Origin of the sequence: Caballeronia udeis (genome assembly GCF_001544555.2) — a bacterium.
Lineage (GTDB): Bacteria > Pseudomonadota > Gammaproteobacteria > Burkholderiales > Burkholderiaceae > Caballeronia > Caballeronia udeis.
Genome location: NZ_FCOK02000002.1, coordinates 1 through 14,801, shown reverse-complemented (window position 1 = coordinate 14,801; position 14,801 = coordinate 1). Strand labels below are relative to the sequence as shown.

Below are 14,801 nucleotides of genomic sequence, written 5' to 3'. Positions count from 1 at the left end.
TTCAGTGCGCAGCAGGCGTAGCGCCCGCTGCGGGTTGGTGTGGACTCGTCACGGCGTCCACCACGCGCTCCATCTGCATGAAGCGCGAGCCTTTCACGAGAAACGTGGCGTCGGGTCCGAAACCGGCGCCGGTGAGTGCTGCAATGAGTGAGGCAATATCGGTGAAATGCTGTGCTGTTGCGCCGAAGGCTTTAGCCGAATCAACGCTCGCGTCGCCGAGTGCGTACAACGCATCGATGCCCCGTTGCGCCGCATACGCTCCCACTTCGCGATGAAACGCCGGGCCCTGGTCGCCGACCTCGCCCATGTCGCCCATGACCAGCACGCGTGGCGACGCTTGCGACGCAAGCACGTCGATAGCCGCACGCATGGAGTCGGGATTCGAGTTGTACGTATCGTCTATAACGGTTACGCCTTCGAGCGGCGTAAGCACCGCGCGCTTCACTTGCAGGCGGCCCTTTACGGGCTTGAACGCTTCGAGCCCGCGCTTGATGGCATCGAGTGAAACGTTCGCGGCAATAGCCGCGGCCGTAGCCGCCAACGCGTTGCGCGCGTTGTGTTCGCCCAGCACCTGCAGCGCGACATCGAGTGAGCCTTGCGGCGTGTTGATCTCGAGCGTCGCGCCAACCAGCTTGCCGGTCACCGCCGCTTCCGTTTGCGAGACGTCCGTATGCAACGCGAAATCCAGGATCGGATTGCCCGTCGCGGCAACGCGCCAGATGCTCGCGTATTTGTCATCGGCGGGGAAAACGGCCGTGCCGTTGGCGGCCAGCGCGTGAATCACCGATGCGTGCTCGAGCGCGACCGCTTCCACCGTCGCCATGAATTCCTGATGCTCGCGCTGCGCGTTGTTGACGACAGCAACCGTCGGCGCGGCGATCTTCCCGAGCGTTTCCGTTTCGCCCGGATGATTCATGCCGAGCTCGATGACCGCGAGCTTGTGGGTTTCGTTCAGGCGGAACAACGTCAGCGGCAAGCCGATGTCGTTGTTGAAATTGCCTGCCGTCGCGAGCCGCGCGTTTTCGCCCACGGCCGCCGCGAGGATCGACGAGATCATTTCCTTGACCGTGGTCTTGCCATTGCTGCCGGTGACTGCAATCAGCGGAATCGTGAAGCGCTTGCGCCAGCCGTAGGCCAATGCGCCGAGCGCCACGCGCGTGTCCTTGACCTTGATCTCGGGCACGGTGAAATCGTCCGGCGTGCGCGTGGCCAACACCGCGGCAACGCCGCGCTGCGCGACTTGCGGCAGGAAATTGTGGGCATCGAAACGATCGCCCTTGATCGCGATGAACAGATCGCCAGGACCCGCAGTGCGGCTATCCGTGGATACCCGGTCGAACGTGACGTTTTCATCGCCGATAACGATCGCACCCGGGATCTGCAACGCAGCGTCGCGCAGTGTGAACAGCGTCATTCGCCACCTCCGCGCGCTTGCGTGGCACGAGCGGCAAGCGCCAGGCGTGCGTGATCCTGATCGGAGAAAGCGCGCTTTTTTCCCATGATTTCCTGCGTGGCTTCGTGGCCCTTGCCGGCGAGGACGACCACGTCCTCGCGCGCCGCGGTGCGGATCGCCTGGAGGATCGCGCTCGCGCGGTCTTCTATGCGGCGCGCTTTCGACGCGTCCTGAAAGCCCGCTGCAACCTGATCGATGATCGCAAGCGGATCCTCACCGCGCGGGTTGTCGCTGGTGATCACCACGTGATCGGCGTTCTTCTCCGCGATAGCGCCCATCAGCGGGCGCTTGGTCGCGTCACGGTCCCCGCCGCAACCAAACATGCAGATCAACTGACCGCCGCGCGCTTCGGCGATCGGCCGCAGCGCTGCCAGCGTTTTCTCGAGCGCATCCGGCGTATGCGCGTAATCGATCACCACAAGCGGCTCATCGTTCTGCAAACGGCCGCCAAGGCGTTGCATCCGCCCATTCACCGCTTCGAGCTTCGCAATCTGCGCAAGCGCAGCGTCGAGCGGAATCTGCGCCGCCAGCAACGCGCCCAGCACGCCGAGCAGGTTGCTCACGTTGAACTCGCCGAGCGTCGCGACTTCCACGTCGGCGTCACCCCAGTCGGAGCTCAGGTGAAACGCCGTGCCCGTTGCCGTTGCACGCACGCGGCTGGCAAGCAGCAACGCGTCGGCTTTCACTTCGGCGCCAGCGGCGTTTTCGATTCCATACGCAATCGTTCGCGTCCTGCCGTGACACGATGCAATCAAACGCCGGCCAGCCGGGTCGTCGCGATTGATGACAGCAGCTTTCAAAGCCGGCCACGCGAACAGTTTCGCCTTCGCCGCTTCGTACGCGGCGAACGTGCCGTGGTAGTCCAGGTGATCCTGCGTGAGATTCGTGAAGATGGCGATGTCGAACTTCGTGCCATTCACGCGCCCCTGGTGCAGCGCATGCGACGACACTTCCATTGCCACGGCCTTCGCGCCGTCGCTCTTGAATTGGGCAAACGTGCGCTGCAGTTGCGGAGCGTCGGGCGTCGTAAAGCCTGAATGCACGAGCTTGCCCGGCATGCCGCTGCCGAGCGTACCGACGACCGCGCACGGCGTACCCAGCGCCGAGAGCGCCGTTGCCAGCCAATGGCTGCACGACGTCTTGCCGTTCGTTCCGGTCACGCCCACGACCAGCATGGATTCTGTGGGCTCGCCATACCACGCCGATGCAATCGGGCCGGCCAGTTCATTGAGCGCCTTGACCGCAAGCGTATGCGACGCGTCCGGCTTGCCCGCAAAATTTTCCGGCTGATACAGCACGGCGGCAGCACCCTTTTCGAGCGCGGCATCGATAAAAGGGCGACTGTCCGCGCCATCCACGGCGTACGCAAAAAACACGTCACCCAATGTCAGCGAACGCGAATCGGCGTGCAATTGCGCGCTGGCGTCCGCGTGCGCACGCAGCCACGCGACCGCTTTCGCGATCTGCGCCTGCTGCCTGACCAAGTCCAGACCGCTCATCGAACGACTCCCGGGTGATTCTTCGGATTCGTCGATACCTTCAGCTTCTTCGGCGGATTCGTGTTCGCGTTCGTATTCGTCGCGTTCGGCTTCCTGATGTCGGTGGCGGGCGTGCCGGAAGCGGGGTCGTCGGACACCACCATCTGCTTCACTGCCATGTCGGGCGGCACGTTCAACGAACGCAGCGTGTCGCCGGCGATGGCCGAGAACACCGGACCTGACACCTGGCCGCCAAAGTGGCTGCCGGCCGTCGGTTCATCGACAGACACCGCCACCACGATGCGCGGATCGGGCATGGGCCCCATGCCGACAAACGATGCGCGATACCGCGATTTATCGTAGCCACGCCCTGCATGCTTGTACGCCGTACCGGACTTTCCGCCCACGCGATACCCCGGCACCGCTGCATCGGGCGACGTGCCGCCCGGCGCCGTCACGGTCTCCAGCATGGCGCGCACTTCACGCGCGGTGGTCGGCGAAAACACTTGCGGACCCGTCACGGGAGCGTCGCCCGGCGTGCGGAAAATGGAGACCGGCAATACCTGCCCGTCATGCGCGATCGCCGTGTAGGCACGCGCCAACTGGAACAGCGACGCGGACAGGCCATAGCCATACGACATGGTCGCCTGTTCGATCCGGCGCCAGCTTTTCCACGGCCGCAAACGGCCCGACACCGCGCCCGGGAAACCCACCTTCGGCGCCTGCCCGAGCCCGATGCTCGTATACATGTTCCACATCTCTTCGGGCTTCAACTGCATAGCGATCTTGGTCGCGCCAATGTTGCTCGACTTCTGGATCACGCCACCCACGGTCAGCACGCCGAACGCCGAGTCGTCGGTGATGCGTGCGCCGTCGAGCACGAACGAACCGCCGCCCGTATCTACCAGCGTATTCGGCGTGACGCGATGCAGATCAAGCGCCAGCGAAATGGTGAACGGCTTCATGATCGAGCCCGGCTCGAACGTGTCCGTCATGATCCGGTTGCGCAACTGCTCGCCGGTCATGAGCGAGCGGTCGTTCGGGTTGTAGGTCGGATAGTTGACAAGCGCGAGCACCTCACCGGTCTTCACGTCGATCACGATCGCCGCGCCCGCCTTCGCCTTGAACTTCTCCACGGCAGCTTTCAGGTTCGTATACGCGATGTACTGGATCTTGCTGTCGATCGACAACTCCACGTCCTCGCCGTTATGCGGCACGACTTGCTCGTCCACGTCTTCGACGATGTGTCCCATCCGGTCCTTGATCACGCGACGCATACCCGGCGTACCGGCAAGAATGCCCTGATCGCCAAGCTCAACACCCTCCTGACCCTTGTCTTCAATATTAGTAAAGCCGATCAGATGCGCGGTAATCTCGCCTTCCGGATAAAAGCGCTTGTATTCACCACGCGAATAAATGCCGGGGATGTCGAGGGCCGCAACTTTTTGCGCGACCTCGATCGGCACCTGGCGCTTCACATAGACAAAGGTCTTGTCCATGGAAAGTTTCGCGCGCAATTCCTTCGGCGACATATCCAGCAGCGTGGCGAGCTGGCCGAGCTTGTCGGCGCCGAGATCGTCGGGAACGGCTTCGGGAATGGCCCAGATCGCCTTCACCGGCAGGCTGGTTGCGAGCACGAGGCCGTTGCGGTCCTTGATCTGGCCGCGTGTGGCGGGCATTTCGAGCGTGCGCTGATAGCGGCTTTCGCCCTGCTTCTTGAAGAACGCGTTACCCGGACCCTGGATCCAGAACGCGCGCCCCGCGAGCGCGACGAACGCCATGAACAGCATGAATACGACGAGCTTCGAGCGCCACATGGGGAGGCGCACCGAGAGGATAGGGTTGGGCGTGAAGGCGACGCCCTTGTTTTTCTTTGGCGACGGTTTCATCGTTTCACCCCGCGTGCGGGAGGAGCCGACGCCGGAACAGGCGCAGGCAACGGCGCGTCCGTGGCCTTCGACGTCGCCGGGTCATAGTTCAGGTATTGCGTGCGGCCCGTCGTGACGGGCTGCATCTTCAGGGACGTAGTGGCCAACTGCTCGATACGCGAAGTTTTCGACAACGCGCTCTGCTGATACTGAAGCTGCGAAAAATCCTGCTGCAACTGACGCTCTTCCGACTGCGCCCGCTGCACATCGATAAAAATCTGCCGTTGCTTGTTCGAGGCGCTCACCGCCGACAGCGCGCAGCCGAGCACGACGATCAAGAGGAAGATGTTGAGACGGTTCATGGCGCCGTCTGCCCGGTAGTCTGCGCAGTAACCCGCTCGGCAATCCGCATCACGGCGGAACGCGCACGAGGGTTCGCCGCGACTTCAGCGTCAGACGCAAACACACGGCCGATCAGCTTGAGTGGCGGACTGGGCAGGTCGGCGGCACGGATCGGCAGGCGGCGGTCAATCGCAGGCCCGCTTGCGAGGGCCTGCATGAAACGTTTGACGATCCGGTCCTCGAGCGAATGAAAGCTGATCACGACCAGCCGCCCCCCTTGCTCCAACAACGCCAATGCTGCGTCCAGAACTACTTGCAACTCCGCAAGCTCTTGATTGATGTGAATCCGTATAGCCTGAAAGGTGCGGGTTGCCGGATCCTTACCCTTCTCACGGGTTTTGACGACATGACCCACGATTTGGGCAAGCTCGCCCGTGGTGACGAGAGGCCCAAGACGATCGGACTCTGCCCGGCGAGCAACAAGCGCCTTTGCAATCTGAAAAGCAAACCGTTCTTCCCCATAATCTTTGATCACCTCCGTCAATTCCTGCACCGTTGCCCGCGCCAGCCATTCCGCGGCGGATTCGCCACGGCTCGGGTCCATCCGCATGTCGAGCGGACCGTCGGCCCTGAAGCTGAAGCCGCGGTCCGGATCGTCCACTTGCGGCGACGACACCCCCAGATCCAGCAACACGCCCGACACCTTCCCTACTCCTCGCTCGGCAGCGGCTTCGGCTAACGAGGCGAAACTCTCATGCACTATGGAAAATCTTGAATCCTGAATCTGTGCGGCCGTGGCGATGGCCAGCGGATCCTTGTCGAAGGCGATCAGGCGGCCCGCCTCGCCCAGCTTCGTCAGGATCAGCCGGCTGTGACCGCCGCGCCCGAACGTCCCATCTATATAAGTACCGTCCACGCGCGTAACCAGCGCATCTACCGCCTCATCCAGCAGCACCGTGCGATGCTGCAATTCGTTTTTCATCGCAGGGGCCATGTTCTTTAGCGCCGCGTCAAAACGTGAAATTCTTCAGCGCGTCGGGCATGCCTTGCGCCATCGCCGCTTTTTCCTTCTCGGTGTAAGTCACCGCGTCCCACACTTCCAGGTAATTACCCATTCCGAGCAGCGTCACTTCCTTAGCCAGCGATGCCGCCGCGCGCAACTCCGGCGATACCAATACCCGTCCAGCGCTATCGAGCTCGACATCCATGGCGTTGCCGAGATAGATCCGGCGAACCCAGATTGCGTCCATAGGGAGTGCAGCGATTTTCGAGCGGAAGATTTCCCACTCAGGGCGAGGAAAGAGCAACAGGCATCCATCCGGGCTCTTGGTGAGCGTAACCCGGCCTTCTGCCTGTCCTTGCAGCGCTTCCCGATAGCGAGACGGGACAGACATCCGTCCTTTCGCATCGAGCGACAGCGCCGAAGCCCCTTGGAACACTCGCCCTCTCCTCTTCACGCCACGGCGGCGCGTCACGACTTTGTTGGAATATGCCTGAAAGTGCTCTCTGAATCACACAAAAATACACTTTCTCACACCATTTCCCACTGTAGAGGAAGGCATTTCGCCGGTCAATACGATCTGGCATTTTTTGACTAAATTTGTTTGTTAGAACAATGACTTAGCGCAGACCGCTAAAGTAGGGCGAAATTTCGAAAAGCGTTATGAATGAATGACGTAGTGGCGAATGTGAAGGTAGTACGTGAAATGACGGACAAAGACTAGGGGATGGTTTCGTTCTGCGAAGGCCCGCAGGGGGAATTACGGGTCAGATTGAACGCAGCAAGCAGGCTAGGAGCGGCAGCGCATCCCGCCGGATTCGGCGAGATGCGTGATTGATTAAATATAGTACGCGGTGCGGGTCATGACCTTCGATGTCGCGCGCATCAGCGCCCGCACCGGAAACGGCAATTCGATGCCACCCGCGTTGATGGCGGCGACGGCATGAGCGGCTTCATCGACGCGCATTTGCTCGACGATCGCGCGCGATGCGTGGTCGTTCGCGGGCAAACTCGTCATGTGGCTGTTCAGATGCTTCTCTACCTGACGTTCGGTTTCCGCCATGAACCCGAGACTGACGCGGTCGCCAAATCTGCCCGCAATAAACCCCAATGCCAGCGACCCGGTGTACCACAGTGGGTTGAGCAGACTGGGCCGCGAGTCGAGATCGCGCAATCGTTGCATGGTCCACGCCAGATGGTCTTCTTCCTCGCGCGCCGCATCTTCGAAGCCGCGCTTCAAGGTTGTCGACTTGGTCGCCAGTTTTTGCGCCTGATACAGCGCCTGCGCGCACACCTCGCCAACGTGATTCACGCGCATCAACGCCGCCGAATGCGCCTTCTCTTCCGCGCTCAGCGTTGTATCCGCTGCAACGGCATCAGCGTCGGCGTGAGACTCAGCGCTGTCCACATGAAGCGAAGACGCCTCCGGTATGGGGCGCGACATCCGGGATACGCCGGTCATCGACCGTAGTCCACGATCGAACTCAGAGATCAGTTCATCGAGTGTCATTTCATAACTCCTGTTTCGATCTCCTGAGCGATGTTGCACCGGACAGAGACCGATAGGCTAACCAACAAATTACGTAGTCTTCAAAACGTGTAATTAGGGCAAATACGGGTCGTAAATATGCCGGAAACCCCGATTTTACCGCATGTTGCGTAAACGTCACACGGGGGAAACAGAGAGGCCGCTTTTCCTTTGTCAGCAAAAATCTCTTTGTTACATTACGTTCAACTTCAATTTTGGAGTACCGGCGGGGACGTCAACACACTGGCGCTAAGAACAGTGACCTTGCCAAACAGTTTCAACACTTTGGAGATCATCAATGAAAAAGTCGCTTCTCGCTCTGGCTGCGTTGGGTACATTCGCAGGTGCCGCGCATGCTCAGAGCAGCGTGACGCTGTACGGTATTGTCGATGCAGGTTTCGCTTACAACAATAACTCGGGCGGCCATAAGCTGTACGAAACGAGCGCCGGCAATCTGCAAGGCGATCGTTGGGGCCTGCGTGGTACGGAAGATCTGGGCGGTGGCCTGAAGGCGCTGTTCGTGTTGGAAAACGGTTTCAACGCATTTTCCGGCAAGCTGGGTCAAGGCGGTGACGAATTCGGCCGTCAAGCCTACGTTGGCCTGTCGAGCCAGTTCGGTACGGTCACCCTCGGTCGTCAATACGACTCCGTGGTGGACTACACCGGCGCGTTCGAAGTGGGTAGCCAGTGGGCGTCGTTCTACGCCGCGCACCCGGGCGACCTGGACAACATGAACAACTCGAACCGCACGAACAACTCGATCAAGTACGCTAGCAACAACTACAGCGGCTTTACGTTCGGTGGCTTGTACAGCCTGGGCGGCGTTGCTGGTCAATTCAACCGCAACCAGATTTTCTCGGCTGGTGTTGGCTATGCGCAAGGTCCGTTGCAGTTGGGCGCAGGCTACTTCAACGTCAAGAACCCGAACTTCTCGTTCTTCGGCAACAACTCGACGTCGAGCACGACTGGTTCGAACATGACCGGTTCGACGGTGTATTCGGGCTATGCAACGGCTAAGACGCAACAAGTGATCACCGCTGCCGGTGCTTACACATTCGGCGCGGCAACTGTCGGCGCAACGTACAGCAACACGCAGTTCAAGGATCTCGGACAAACCGGTGTTACTGGTGCAACGGGCCAGACCACTTCCGGCAGCGCCAAGTTCCACAATGCCGAACTGAACTTCAAGTATCAGCTGACGCCGGCTCTGTTGCTGGGCGCTGCATACGACTACACGAAGGGCTACGGCGTGAACGACGCGAAGTACCACCAAGGCGTCATTGGCGCGGACTACTTCCTGTCCAAGCGTACCGACCTGTATATCGACGGCATCTATCAGCACGCGTCGGGTACGGATTCGACCGGCAAGACCGCTGTTGCAAACATCAACGGCCTCTCGGCGTCGTCGACGTCGAACCAGGTTGCTGCTGTTGTCGGCATCCGTCACAAGTTCTAATAAGTCGTAATAAAAACAGTTGTCTTGAAAGGCGCCTCCGGGCGCCTTTTTTTCGTGCCCATTCCGTGATTCCGGACTGAATCGATCCGGCTTCGGCGCATGCGACGAAAAAAAGCCCCCACATCTTGCGATGTGGAGGCCTGTTTATCATTTCGCTCTTCTGCGGCTAACCCGCGCTCAGGTGTTGCCGTCGCGCAACTCCCTGCGCAGTATCTTGCCGACATTACTCTTCGGCAGTTCCGTCCGGAACTCGATCACGCGTGGCCGTTTGTAGCCTGTCAACCGCTCCTTACAGAATGCCATCACATCGGCTTCCGTCAATTGCGGATCACGGCGCACGACGAACAGTTTGACCGCTTCACCCGAGGTCGCGTCCTTCATACCGACGGCTGCCACTTCGAAGACACCGGGAAGCTTCGCCACCACGTCCTCGATCTCATTCGGGTACACATTGAAGCCCGACACCAGGATCATGTCCTTCTTGCGGTCCACGATCTTCACGTATCCACGTTCGTCCATGATGCCGACGTCACCCGACTTGAAGAAGCCGTCCGGGGTCATCACTTTCGCGGTCTCGTCGGGGCGGTTCCAGTAACCCGCCATCACCTGTGGGCCGCGAATGCAGATCTCCCCGGGCTGGCCAAGCGGCATGTCGTTGTTGTCGTCGTCGCGGATGGCGAGTTCGGTGGAGGGAAACGGCAAGCCGATCGTGCCGGTGTATTCGGTAGCGGTCACCGGATTGCATGTCACGCACGGCGATGTTTCGGACAATCCATAACCTTCGATGATGGGTGAACCCGTTGTCTCGAACCATCGCTTCGCCACGGCTTCTTGCACAGCCATGCCGCCGCCATTTGCCGCGATCAGCTTGGAGAAATCGAGCTTCGCGAATTCCGGATTGTTCAGCAGCGCGTTGTAAAGGGTGTTCACGGCCGGAAACGTGTTGATCTGGAAGCCTTTGAGCTCCTTGATCGTTCCCGGGATATCGCGTGGATTCGGAATCAGGATGCCCATGCCGCCCGTACGCAAGGTCAGGAAGCCGCAAACGGTCAGCGCAAAGATGTGATAAAGCGGCAGCGCCACGACGGTAATGAATTGATCGATGTCCGGCCGATTCTTGCGCCCTGGATTGAGCCAGACTTCAGACTGCAGGACGTTCGCGATCAGGTTTCGATGCAGCAGCATCGCGCCCTTCGCTACGCCTGTCGTGCCGCCGGTGTACTGGAGAAAAGCGATGTCGTCGGGACCTTGCTTGACGGGTTTGAGCGTTTCGCGCGCACCTTGTCGCAGGGCCGCATTAAAACTCACGTGGTCAGGGAGATTCCACGCCGGCACCAGTTTCTTCACACGCCGTACGACGAAGTTGACGATCAAGCCCTTCGCGCCCATCAGGTCACCCATGGACGCAACCACCACGTGCTTGATCACGGTGTTTTTCACAACGGCCTGCACGGTGTGCGCGAAGTTCTCGAGCACCACGATTGCCTCGGCTCCGGAATCCCTTAACTGATGTTCGAGTTCACGCGGGGTGTAGAGCGGATTCACGTTCACGACAACATAACCCGCGCGCAGAATGGCAGCGATCGCGACCGGATACTGCAACACGTTCGGCATCATGATTGCAACCCGCGCACCGGTCTTCAAACCACGCGACTGGAACCACGCGGCTAGCCGGCTGGACAGCGTGTCGAGCTCCCCGTAGGTAATTCCCTTGCCCATGCAGACAAACGCACGTTTGCTGCGATGTTCGCGAAAACTCTCTGCCAGCAGGTCAGAAAGCGAATTGAACTGAGTCGCATCGATTTCCTCAGGCACGCCTGCCGGATAGGACGCTAACCAGATTTTTTCCATACGGCGTCTCCTTTGTATGATTTTAGAATGGTCGTGCGAAAATGCTTAGTAGCGCATCGTAGCCGCTCAATTGCATTCCCACAACCGGGTTAGACGCCAGCTTCCAATCCGACCGGCCCGTGCCTCCCCTTACGCCCCCTAGCTTCCCACTCAATTCAGTACGCTGCCTCGACCTCCACGAGACAGTCATAAAATGTCGCAGACCCGCCCAGATCGGTCAGCGCCTGACTTGTCACCTGGTTGGCGTTGCAACCATCCGGCGCGAGTTTCTTCCACCATACCGATAATCCCACCACCACGCCCTCACGCGCACGATCGGTGACTCGCACACGCGCCTGCATTGAACCGCGATCGTTGAATACGCGCACCAGCTCGCCTTCGGTGATCTGACGGGCATGGGCGTCGGCGGGATGCATGTCGAGATGCGGTTCACCTTCCGTCGATCGCAAGCTTTCCACGTTGACGAAGCTGCTGTTAAGGAAGTTCCGCGCGGGCGGCGAGATCATTGCAAGCGGATAACGTGCCGCAAGCGCCGGCGCGTACTCGGCCGATTCGTACGGCGGCAGGTAATCCGGGACGGGTTCAAGCCCGGCACGTTGCAAACGCTCACTGAAAAATTCGCATTTCCCCGATGGCGTGTGGAAACCGCCCTCGGCGAACGGCGCTTCCGCCAGCTTGAGCTGCGCCCAGCCTTTTGTTTTCAGCGTGTCCCAGGTCACGCCTGCGAGCGCGGGATCGTCCCAACGAAAAGCCTTCGATGCCAGCTCTTCATCACTTTCGAACAGGGCCGGATGCGTCAGCCCCATCGCCCTGGCCAGGCCGCGGAAAATTTCCGTGTTTGCCCGCGACTCTCCCACGGGATTGATCGCCGGCAAGTTCGCCATCACGTGCGTATGGCCGTATGACTTGTGAGCATCGAGATGCTCGAGTTGCGTAGTCGCCGGCAGGATGAGGTCGGCGTAATCGGCGGTATCGGTCTGGAAATGTTCGAGCACGATGGTGAACAGATCCTCACGCGCAAAGCCCGCAGCAACCTTCGCGGAATCCGGTGCGACCGCAACCGGGTTCGAGTTGTAGACGATCAGCGCTTCGACTTTCGGGCCAAAGCTGGCGTCACCCGGATGCAGCAACGCGTCGCCAATAGCGTTCATGTTCACAATGCGCGGCAGCGTCGACGGCCATCCCGGCAACAGATCCGGCCGTTGGAGCGCGTTGGCATCGACCGGCGCCCAATTCGACGACGACAGCAGCAAGCCCCCCGACCGCTCGCGCCATGCGCCCGTAAGCGAAGGCAGACAGGCGATCGCGCGGACCGCGTTGCCGCCGCCGCGCACACGCTGCATGCCGTAGTTGAGGCGTATCGATGCTTTTTTTGTCGATCCGAACGCCCGCGCGAGATCGATCACGACCTGCGCTTCGATCCCGCAAATTTTCGCGACCCGTGCCGGCGGATAGTCTTCCGCGCGGGCCTTGAGTTGATCGAAGCCGAGCGTATAGGCATCGATGTAACCCTGATCGATCAGCCCTTCGCCAATCATGACATTCATCATGCCGAGCGCCAGCGCGCCGTCCGTGCCCGGTTTCAAAGCGATGTGCTGATGGCATTTTTCCGCTGTCAGCGAGCGATACGGATCGATGGCAATCAGCTTCGCGCCCCGGCGCTTGGCTTCCTGCGCACGAGTCCAGAAGTGCAGGTTCGACGCAATCGAATTCGATCCCCAGATCAGGATCAGTTCGCTTTCCTCGAAATACTCCGTATGCATGCCAAGGCTTCCGCCATAGGTATAGCGCAAACCCGCGGCGCCGGCAGCCGCGCAGATCGTACGGTCCAGACGCGACGCGCCGAGCACGTTGAAGAAGCGCGCGGCAATACTTTCGCCCTGCACGAGGCCCATCGTGCCCGCGTAGCTGTAGGGCAAGATGGCTTCGGGCGCGCGAGCCGCGATTTCATTCAGCCGCTGCGCGGCGAATGTCAGCGCTTCGTCCCAGCTTACCGCCTCGAAACGGCCTTCTCCCTTCGCACCGACCCGACGCATCGGCGTGAGCAATCGATCCCGATGGTGAGTTCGCTCCGCATAACGAGACACTTTTGTGCAAAGGACCCCTTGCGTAGGCGGGTGGTCGGGGTCGCCGGTCACCTTGACCGCGCGGCCGTCCTTCACGGTGACGCGCATCGCACAGGTGTCGGGACAATCGTGCGGACAGACAGCGCGAGCAAATTCAGCGGGAGCGTTCATGCGGGTATCCGGTGGGAATGTGCAAAAAGCGGACAGATAAGACGATTTTATTACGGTTGGCCCGACCTCACCGTCCCACGCTTCGATAAATAATCGCGGGCGTAGAATGGTGCGATAGACGCGAACGAAAGCACGCGCAACGTTAATTTTTCAGACAGGGGACAGTTTCATGAATCTGATTCCAGAAATCGAAGCGTCGCACGAGGAAATCAAAGCACTGCGACGAACGATCCACGCGCATCCCGAGTTGCGTTATGAAGAAGTCGGCACGGCAAAGCTGGTCGCCGAAAACCTCGAGCGATGGGGCCTGGAAGTACATCGTGGCATGGGAAAAACCGGCGTCGTCGGTGTGCTAAGACGCGGTTCCGGTAAGCGATGTGTTGGCCTGCGCGCCGACATGGATGCTTTGCCGATCGCCGAAATCAACACGTTCGGGCATCGATCGCAACACGAAGGCCGCATGCATGCGTGCGGACATGATGGCCATACCGCCATGTTGCTGGGCGCGGCGAAACATCTGGCGGAGCACGGCAAGTTCGACGGCACCATCGTGTTTATCTTTCAGCCCGCCGAAGAGGGCGGAGCGGGCGCCAAGGCAATGATCGAGGACGGGCTGTTCGAACAATTTCCCGTCGATGCCGTATTCGGCATTCACAACTGGCCGGGAATGCCCGCAGGCCACTTCGGGGTCACGCCGGGCCCGATCATGGCGTCGAGCAATGAGTTCCGCATCAATATCAAGGGCGTCGGCTCGCACGCCGCACTACCGCACAGCGGACACGACCCGGTTTTCACGGCAGTTCAGATTGCCAATGGGCTGCAAGGGATCATCACGCGTAACAAGAAACCTATCGACACAGCCGTCCTCTCTATCACGCAGATTCATGCCGGGGATACGTCAAATGTTGTCCCCGATGAAGCCTGGCTCGGTGGCACGGTGCGAACGTTTACCGTCGAGACGCTCGACTTGATTGAGCGTCGGATGCGGGAAATTGCGAAAGCGACCGCGGCGGCGTACGAGTGCGAAGTTTCCATCGACTTTCATCGCAACTATCCCCCCACGGTCAACGACGCTGAGCAGACCCGGTTTGCGGCTTCTGTGATGGCTAAGGTGGTTGGAGAGGAGAACGTCAATGCCTCCGTCGAACCGACGATGGGCGCCGAGGATTTCGCCTTCATGCTGCTCGCGAAGCCGGGTTGCTATGCGTTTTTGGGGAATGGCGAAGGGTCGCATCGGGACACTGGACACGGCCTGGGGCCATGCACGCTGCACAACGCAAGCTACGATTTCAACGACGCGCTGTTATCCGTTGGATCAACATATTGGGTGCGACTCGCGGAAACGTTTCTGGCTGCTGGAGAGAATCAAGCGACGCGCTGAATAAGTTCATCGCGTTGACGTCCATGCGCCCACTTTGCTGAAGTGGGCGCATTTTTTTGCAGTGGCGGGCTTCGCTTTAACCGTTGAATTGCGAGTTGTATGAGCCGAGTTGAGTGGAAAGGTGGAACCTGAAACGCAAAAACCCCACCTTTGAGGGGTGGGGTTTTTGTATAGCTGCGGAGTTGCTTGGCAGCGCATGAGGAGCCT

General features: G+C 60.0%; 11 protein-coding genes. 2 read left to right on the top strand and 9 right to left on the bottom strand.

From position 1 onward, the window contains the following. Position 1: 1 nt before the first annotated feature. From AWB69_RS01580 to coq7, 7 genes are all read right to left on the bottom strand, one after another. Positions 2 to 1,414, bottom strand: coding sequence for a UDP-N-acetylmuramoyl-tripeptide--D-alanyl-D-alanine ligase (locus tag AWB69_RS01580; protein ID WP_062081398.1), 1,413 nt, complete (start codon positions 1,412 to 1,414; stop codon positions 2 to 4). After that, a complete protein-coding gene (locus AWB69_RS01575; RefSeq protein ID WP_062081395.1) occupies positions 1,411 to 2,952 on the bottom strand; it encodes a UDP-N-acetylmuramoyl-L-alanyl-D-glutamate--2,6-diaminopimelate ligase in 1,542 nt (513 codons plus the stop codon). The genes AWB69_RS01580 and AWB69_RS01575 overlap by 4 nt, the downstream gene beginning before the upstream one ends. Beyond that, the gene (locus AWB69_RS01570) at positions 2,949 to 4,820 is read right to left on the bottom strand and encodes a peptidoglycan D,D-transpeptidase FtsI family protein (RefSeq protein ID WP_062081393.1); all 1,872 of its coding nucleotides are present in this window, start codon (positions 4,818 to 4,820) and stop codon (positions 2,949 to 2,951) included. Before AWB69_RS01570 ends, AWB69_RS01575 begins: the two co-directional genes overlap by 4 nt. Continuing rightward, on the bottom strand, positions 4,817 to 5,161 hold the full coding sequence (gene ftsL / locus AWB69_RS01565) for a cell division protein FtsL (protein ID WP_062081391.1): 345 nt from the start codon (positions 5,159 to 5,161) through the stop codon (positions 4,817 to 4,819). Before ftsL ends, AWB69_RS01570 begins: the two co-directional genes overlap by 4 nt. Next, a complete protein-coding gene (gene rsmH, locus AWB69_RS01560; RefSeq protein ID WP_062081388.1) occupies positions 5,158 to 6,135 on the bottom strand; it encodes a 16S rRNA (cytosine(1402)-N(4))-methyltransferase RsmH in 978 nt (325 codons plus the stop codon). Before rsmH ends, ftsL begins: the two co-directional genes overlap by 4 nt. Positions 6,136 to 6,151: 16 nt before the next feature. Then, positions 6,152 to 6,580, bottom strand: a complete 429-nt coding sequence (mraZ, locus tag AWB69_RS01555; protein WP_062081385.1) for a division/cell wall cluster transcriptional repressor MraZ — start codon at positions 6,578 to 6,580, stop codon at positions 6,152 to 6,154. A 399-nt stretch (positions 6,581 to 6,979) separates the two neighbouring features. Beyond that, positions 6,980 to 7,651, bottom strand: a complete 672-nt coding sequence (coq7, locus tag AWB69_RS01550) for a 2-polyprenyl-3-methyl-6-methoxy-1,4-benzoquinone monooxygenase (protein ID WP_062081382.1) — start codon at positions 7,649 to 7,651, stop codon at positions 6,980 to 6,982. 316 nt (positions 7,652 to 7,967) lie between these two features. Here coq7 and AWB69_RS01545 point away from each other — a divergent pair, with 316 nt between their 5' ends. Continuing rightward, positions 7,968 to 9,125, top strand: a complete 1,158-nt coding sequence (locus AWB69_RS01545; protein ID WP_062081380.1) for a porin — start codon at positions 7,968 to 7,970, stop codon at positions 9,123 to 9,125. A gap of 177 nt (positions 9,126 to 9,302) precedes the next feature. Here the strand turns inward: AWB69_RS01545 and AWB69_RS01540 are convergent, their stop codons facing one another. Together AWB69_RS01540 and AWB69_RS01535 are read right to left on the bottom strand one after the other, a co-directional pair. Beyond that, complete coding sequence (locus AWB69_RS01540; protein WP_062081379.1) at positions 9,303 to 10,976, bottom strand: long-chain fatty acid--CoA ligase; 1,674 nt, start codon at positions 10,974 to 10,976, stop codon at positions 9,303 to 9,305. Positions 10,977 to 11,131: 155 nt separating this feature from the next. Then, the gene (locus AWB69_RS01535; protein WP_062081376.1) at positions 11,132 to 13,213 is read right to left on the bottom strand and encodes a molybdopterin-containing oxidoreductase family protein; all 2,082 of its coding nucleotides are present in this window, start codon (positions 13,211 to 13,213) and stop codon (positions 11,132 to 11,134) included. A 169-nt stretch (positions 13,214 to 13,382) separates the two neighbouring features. Here AWB69_RS01535 and AWB69_RS01530 point away from each other — a divergent pair, with 169 nt between their 5' ends. Next, positions 13,383 to 14,594: a M20 aminoacylase family protein gene (locus AWB69_RS01530; RefSeq protein ID WP_062081374.1), complete on the top strand. Its 1,212-nt coding sequence runs from the start codon at positions 13,383 to 13,385 to the stop codon at positions 14,592 to 14,594. The last annotated feature ends 207 nt before the right edge of the window (positions 14,595 to 14,801 follow it).

Coding starts and splice junctions, on each gene's coding strand:
- AWB69_RS01580 (WP_062081398.1), bottom strand. CDS start 1,414: ATGACGCTGTTCACACTGCGCGACGCTGCGTTGCAGATCCCGGGTGCG.
- AWB69_RS01575 (WP_062081395.1), bottom strand. CDS start 2,952: ATGAGCGGTCTGGACTTGGTCAGGCAGCAGGCGCAGATCGCGAAAGCG.
- AWB69_RS01570 (WP_062081393.1), bottom strand. CDS start 4,820: ATGAAACCGTCGCCAAAGAAAAACAAGGGCGTCGCCTTCACGCCCAAC.
- ftsL (WP_062081391.1), bottom strand. CDS start 5,161: ATGAACCGTCTCAACATCTTCCTCTTGATCGTCGTGCTCGGCTGCGCG.
- rsmH (WP_062081388.1), bottom strand. CDS start 6,135: ATGGCCCCTGCGATGAAAAACGAATTGCAGCATCGCACGGTGCTGCTG.
- coq7 (WP_062081382.1), bottom strand. CDS start 7,651: ATGACACTCGATGAACTGATCTCTGAGTTCGATCGTGGACTACGGTCG.
- AWB69_RS01545 (WP_062081380.1), top strand. CDS start 7,968: ATGAAAAAGTCGCTTCTCGCTCTGGCTGCGTTGGGTACATTCGCAGGT.
- AWB69_RS01540 (WP_062081379.1), bottom strand. CDS start 10,976: ATGGAAAAAATCTGGTTAGCGTCCTATCCGGCAGGCGTGCCTGAGGAA.
- AWB69_RS01535 (WP_062081376.1), bottom strand. CDS start 13,213: ATGAACGCTCCCGCTGAATTTGCTCGCGCTGTCTGTCCGCACGATTGT.
- AWB69_RS01530 (WP_062081374.1), top strand. CDS start 13,383: ATGAATCTGATTCCAGAAATCGAAGCGTCGCACGAGGAAATCAAAGCA.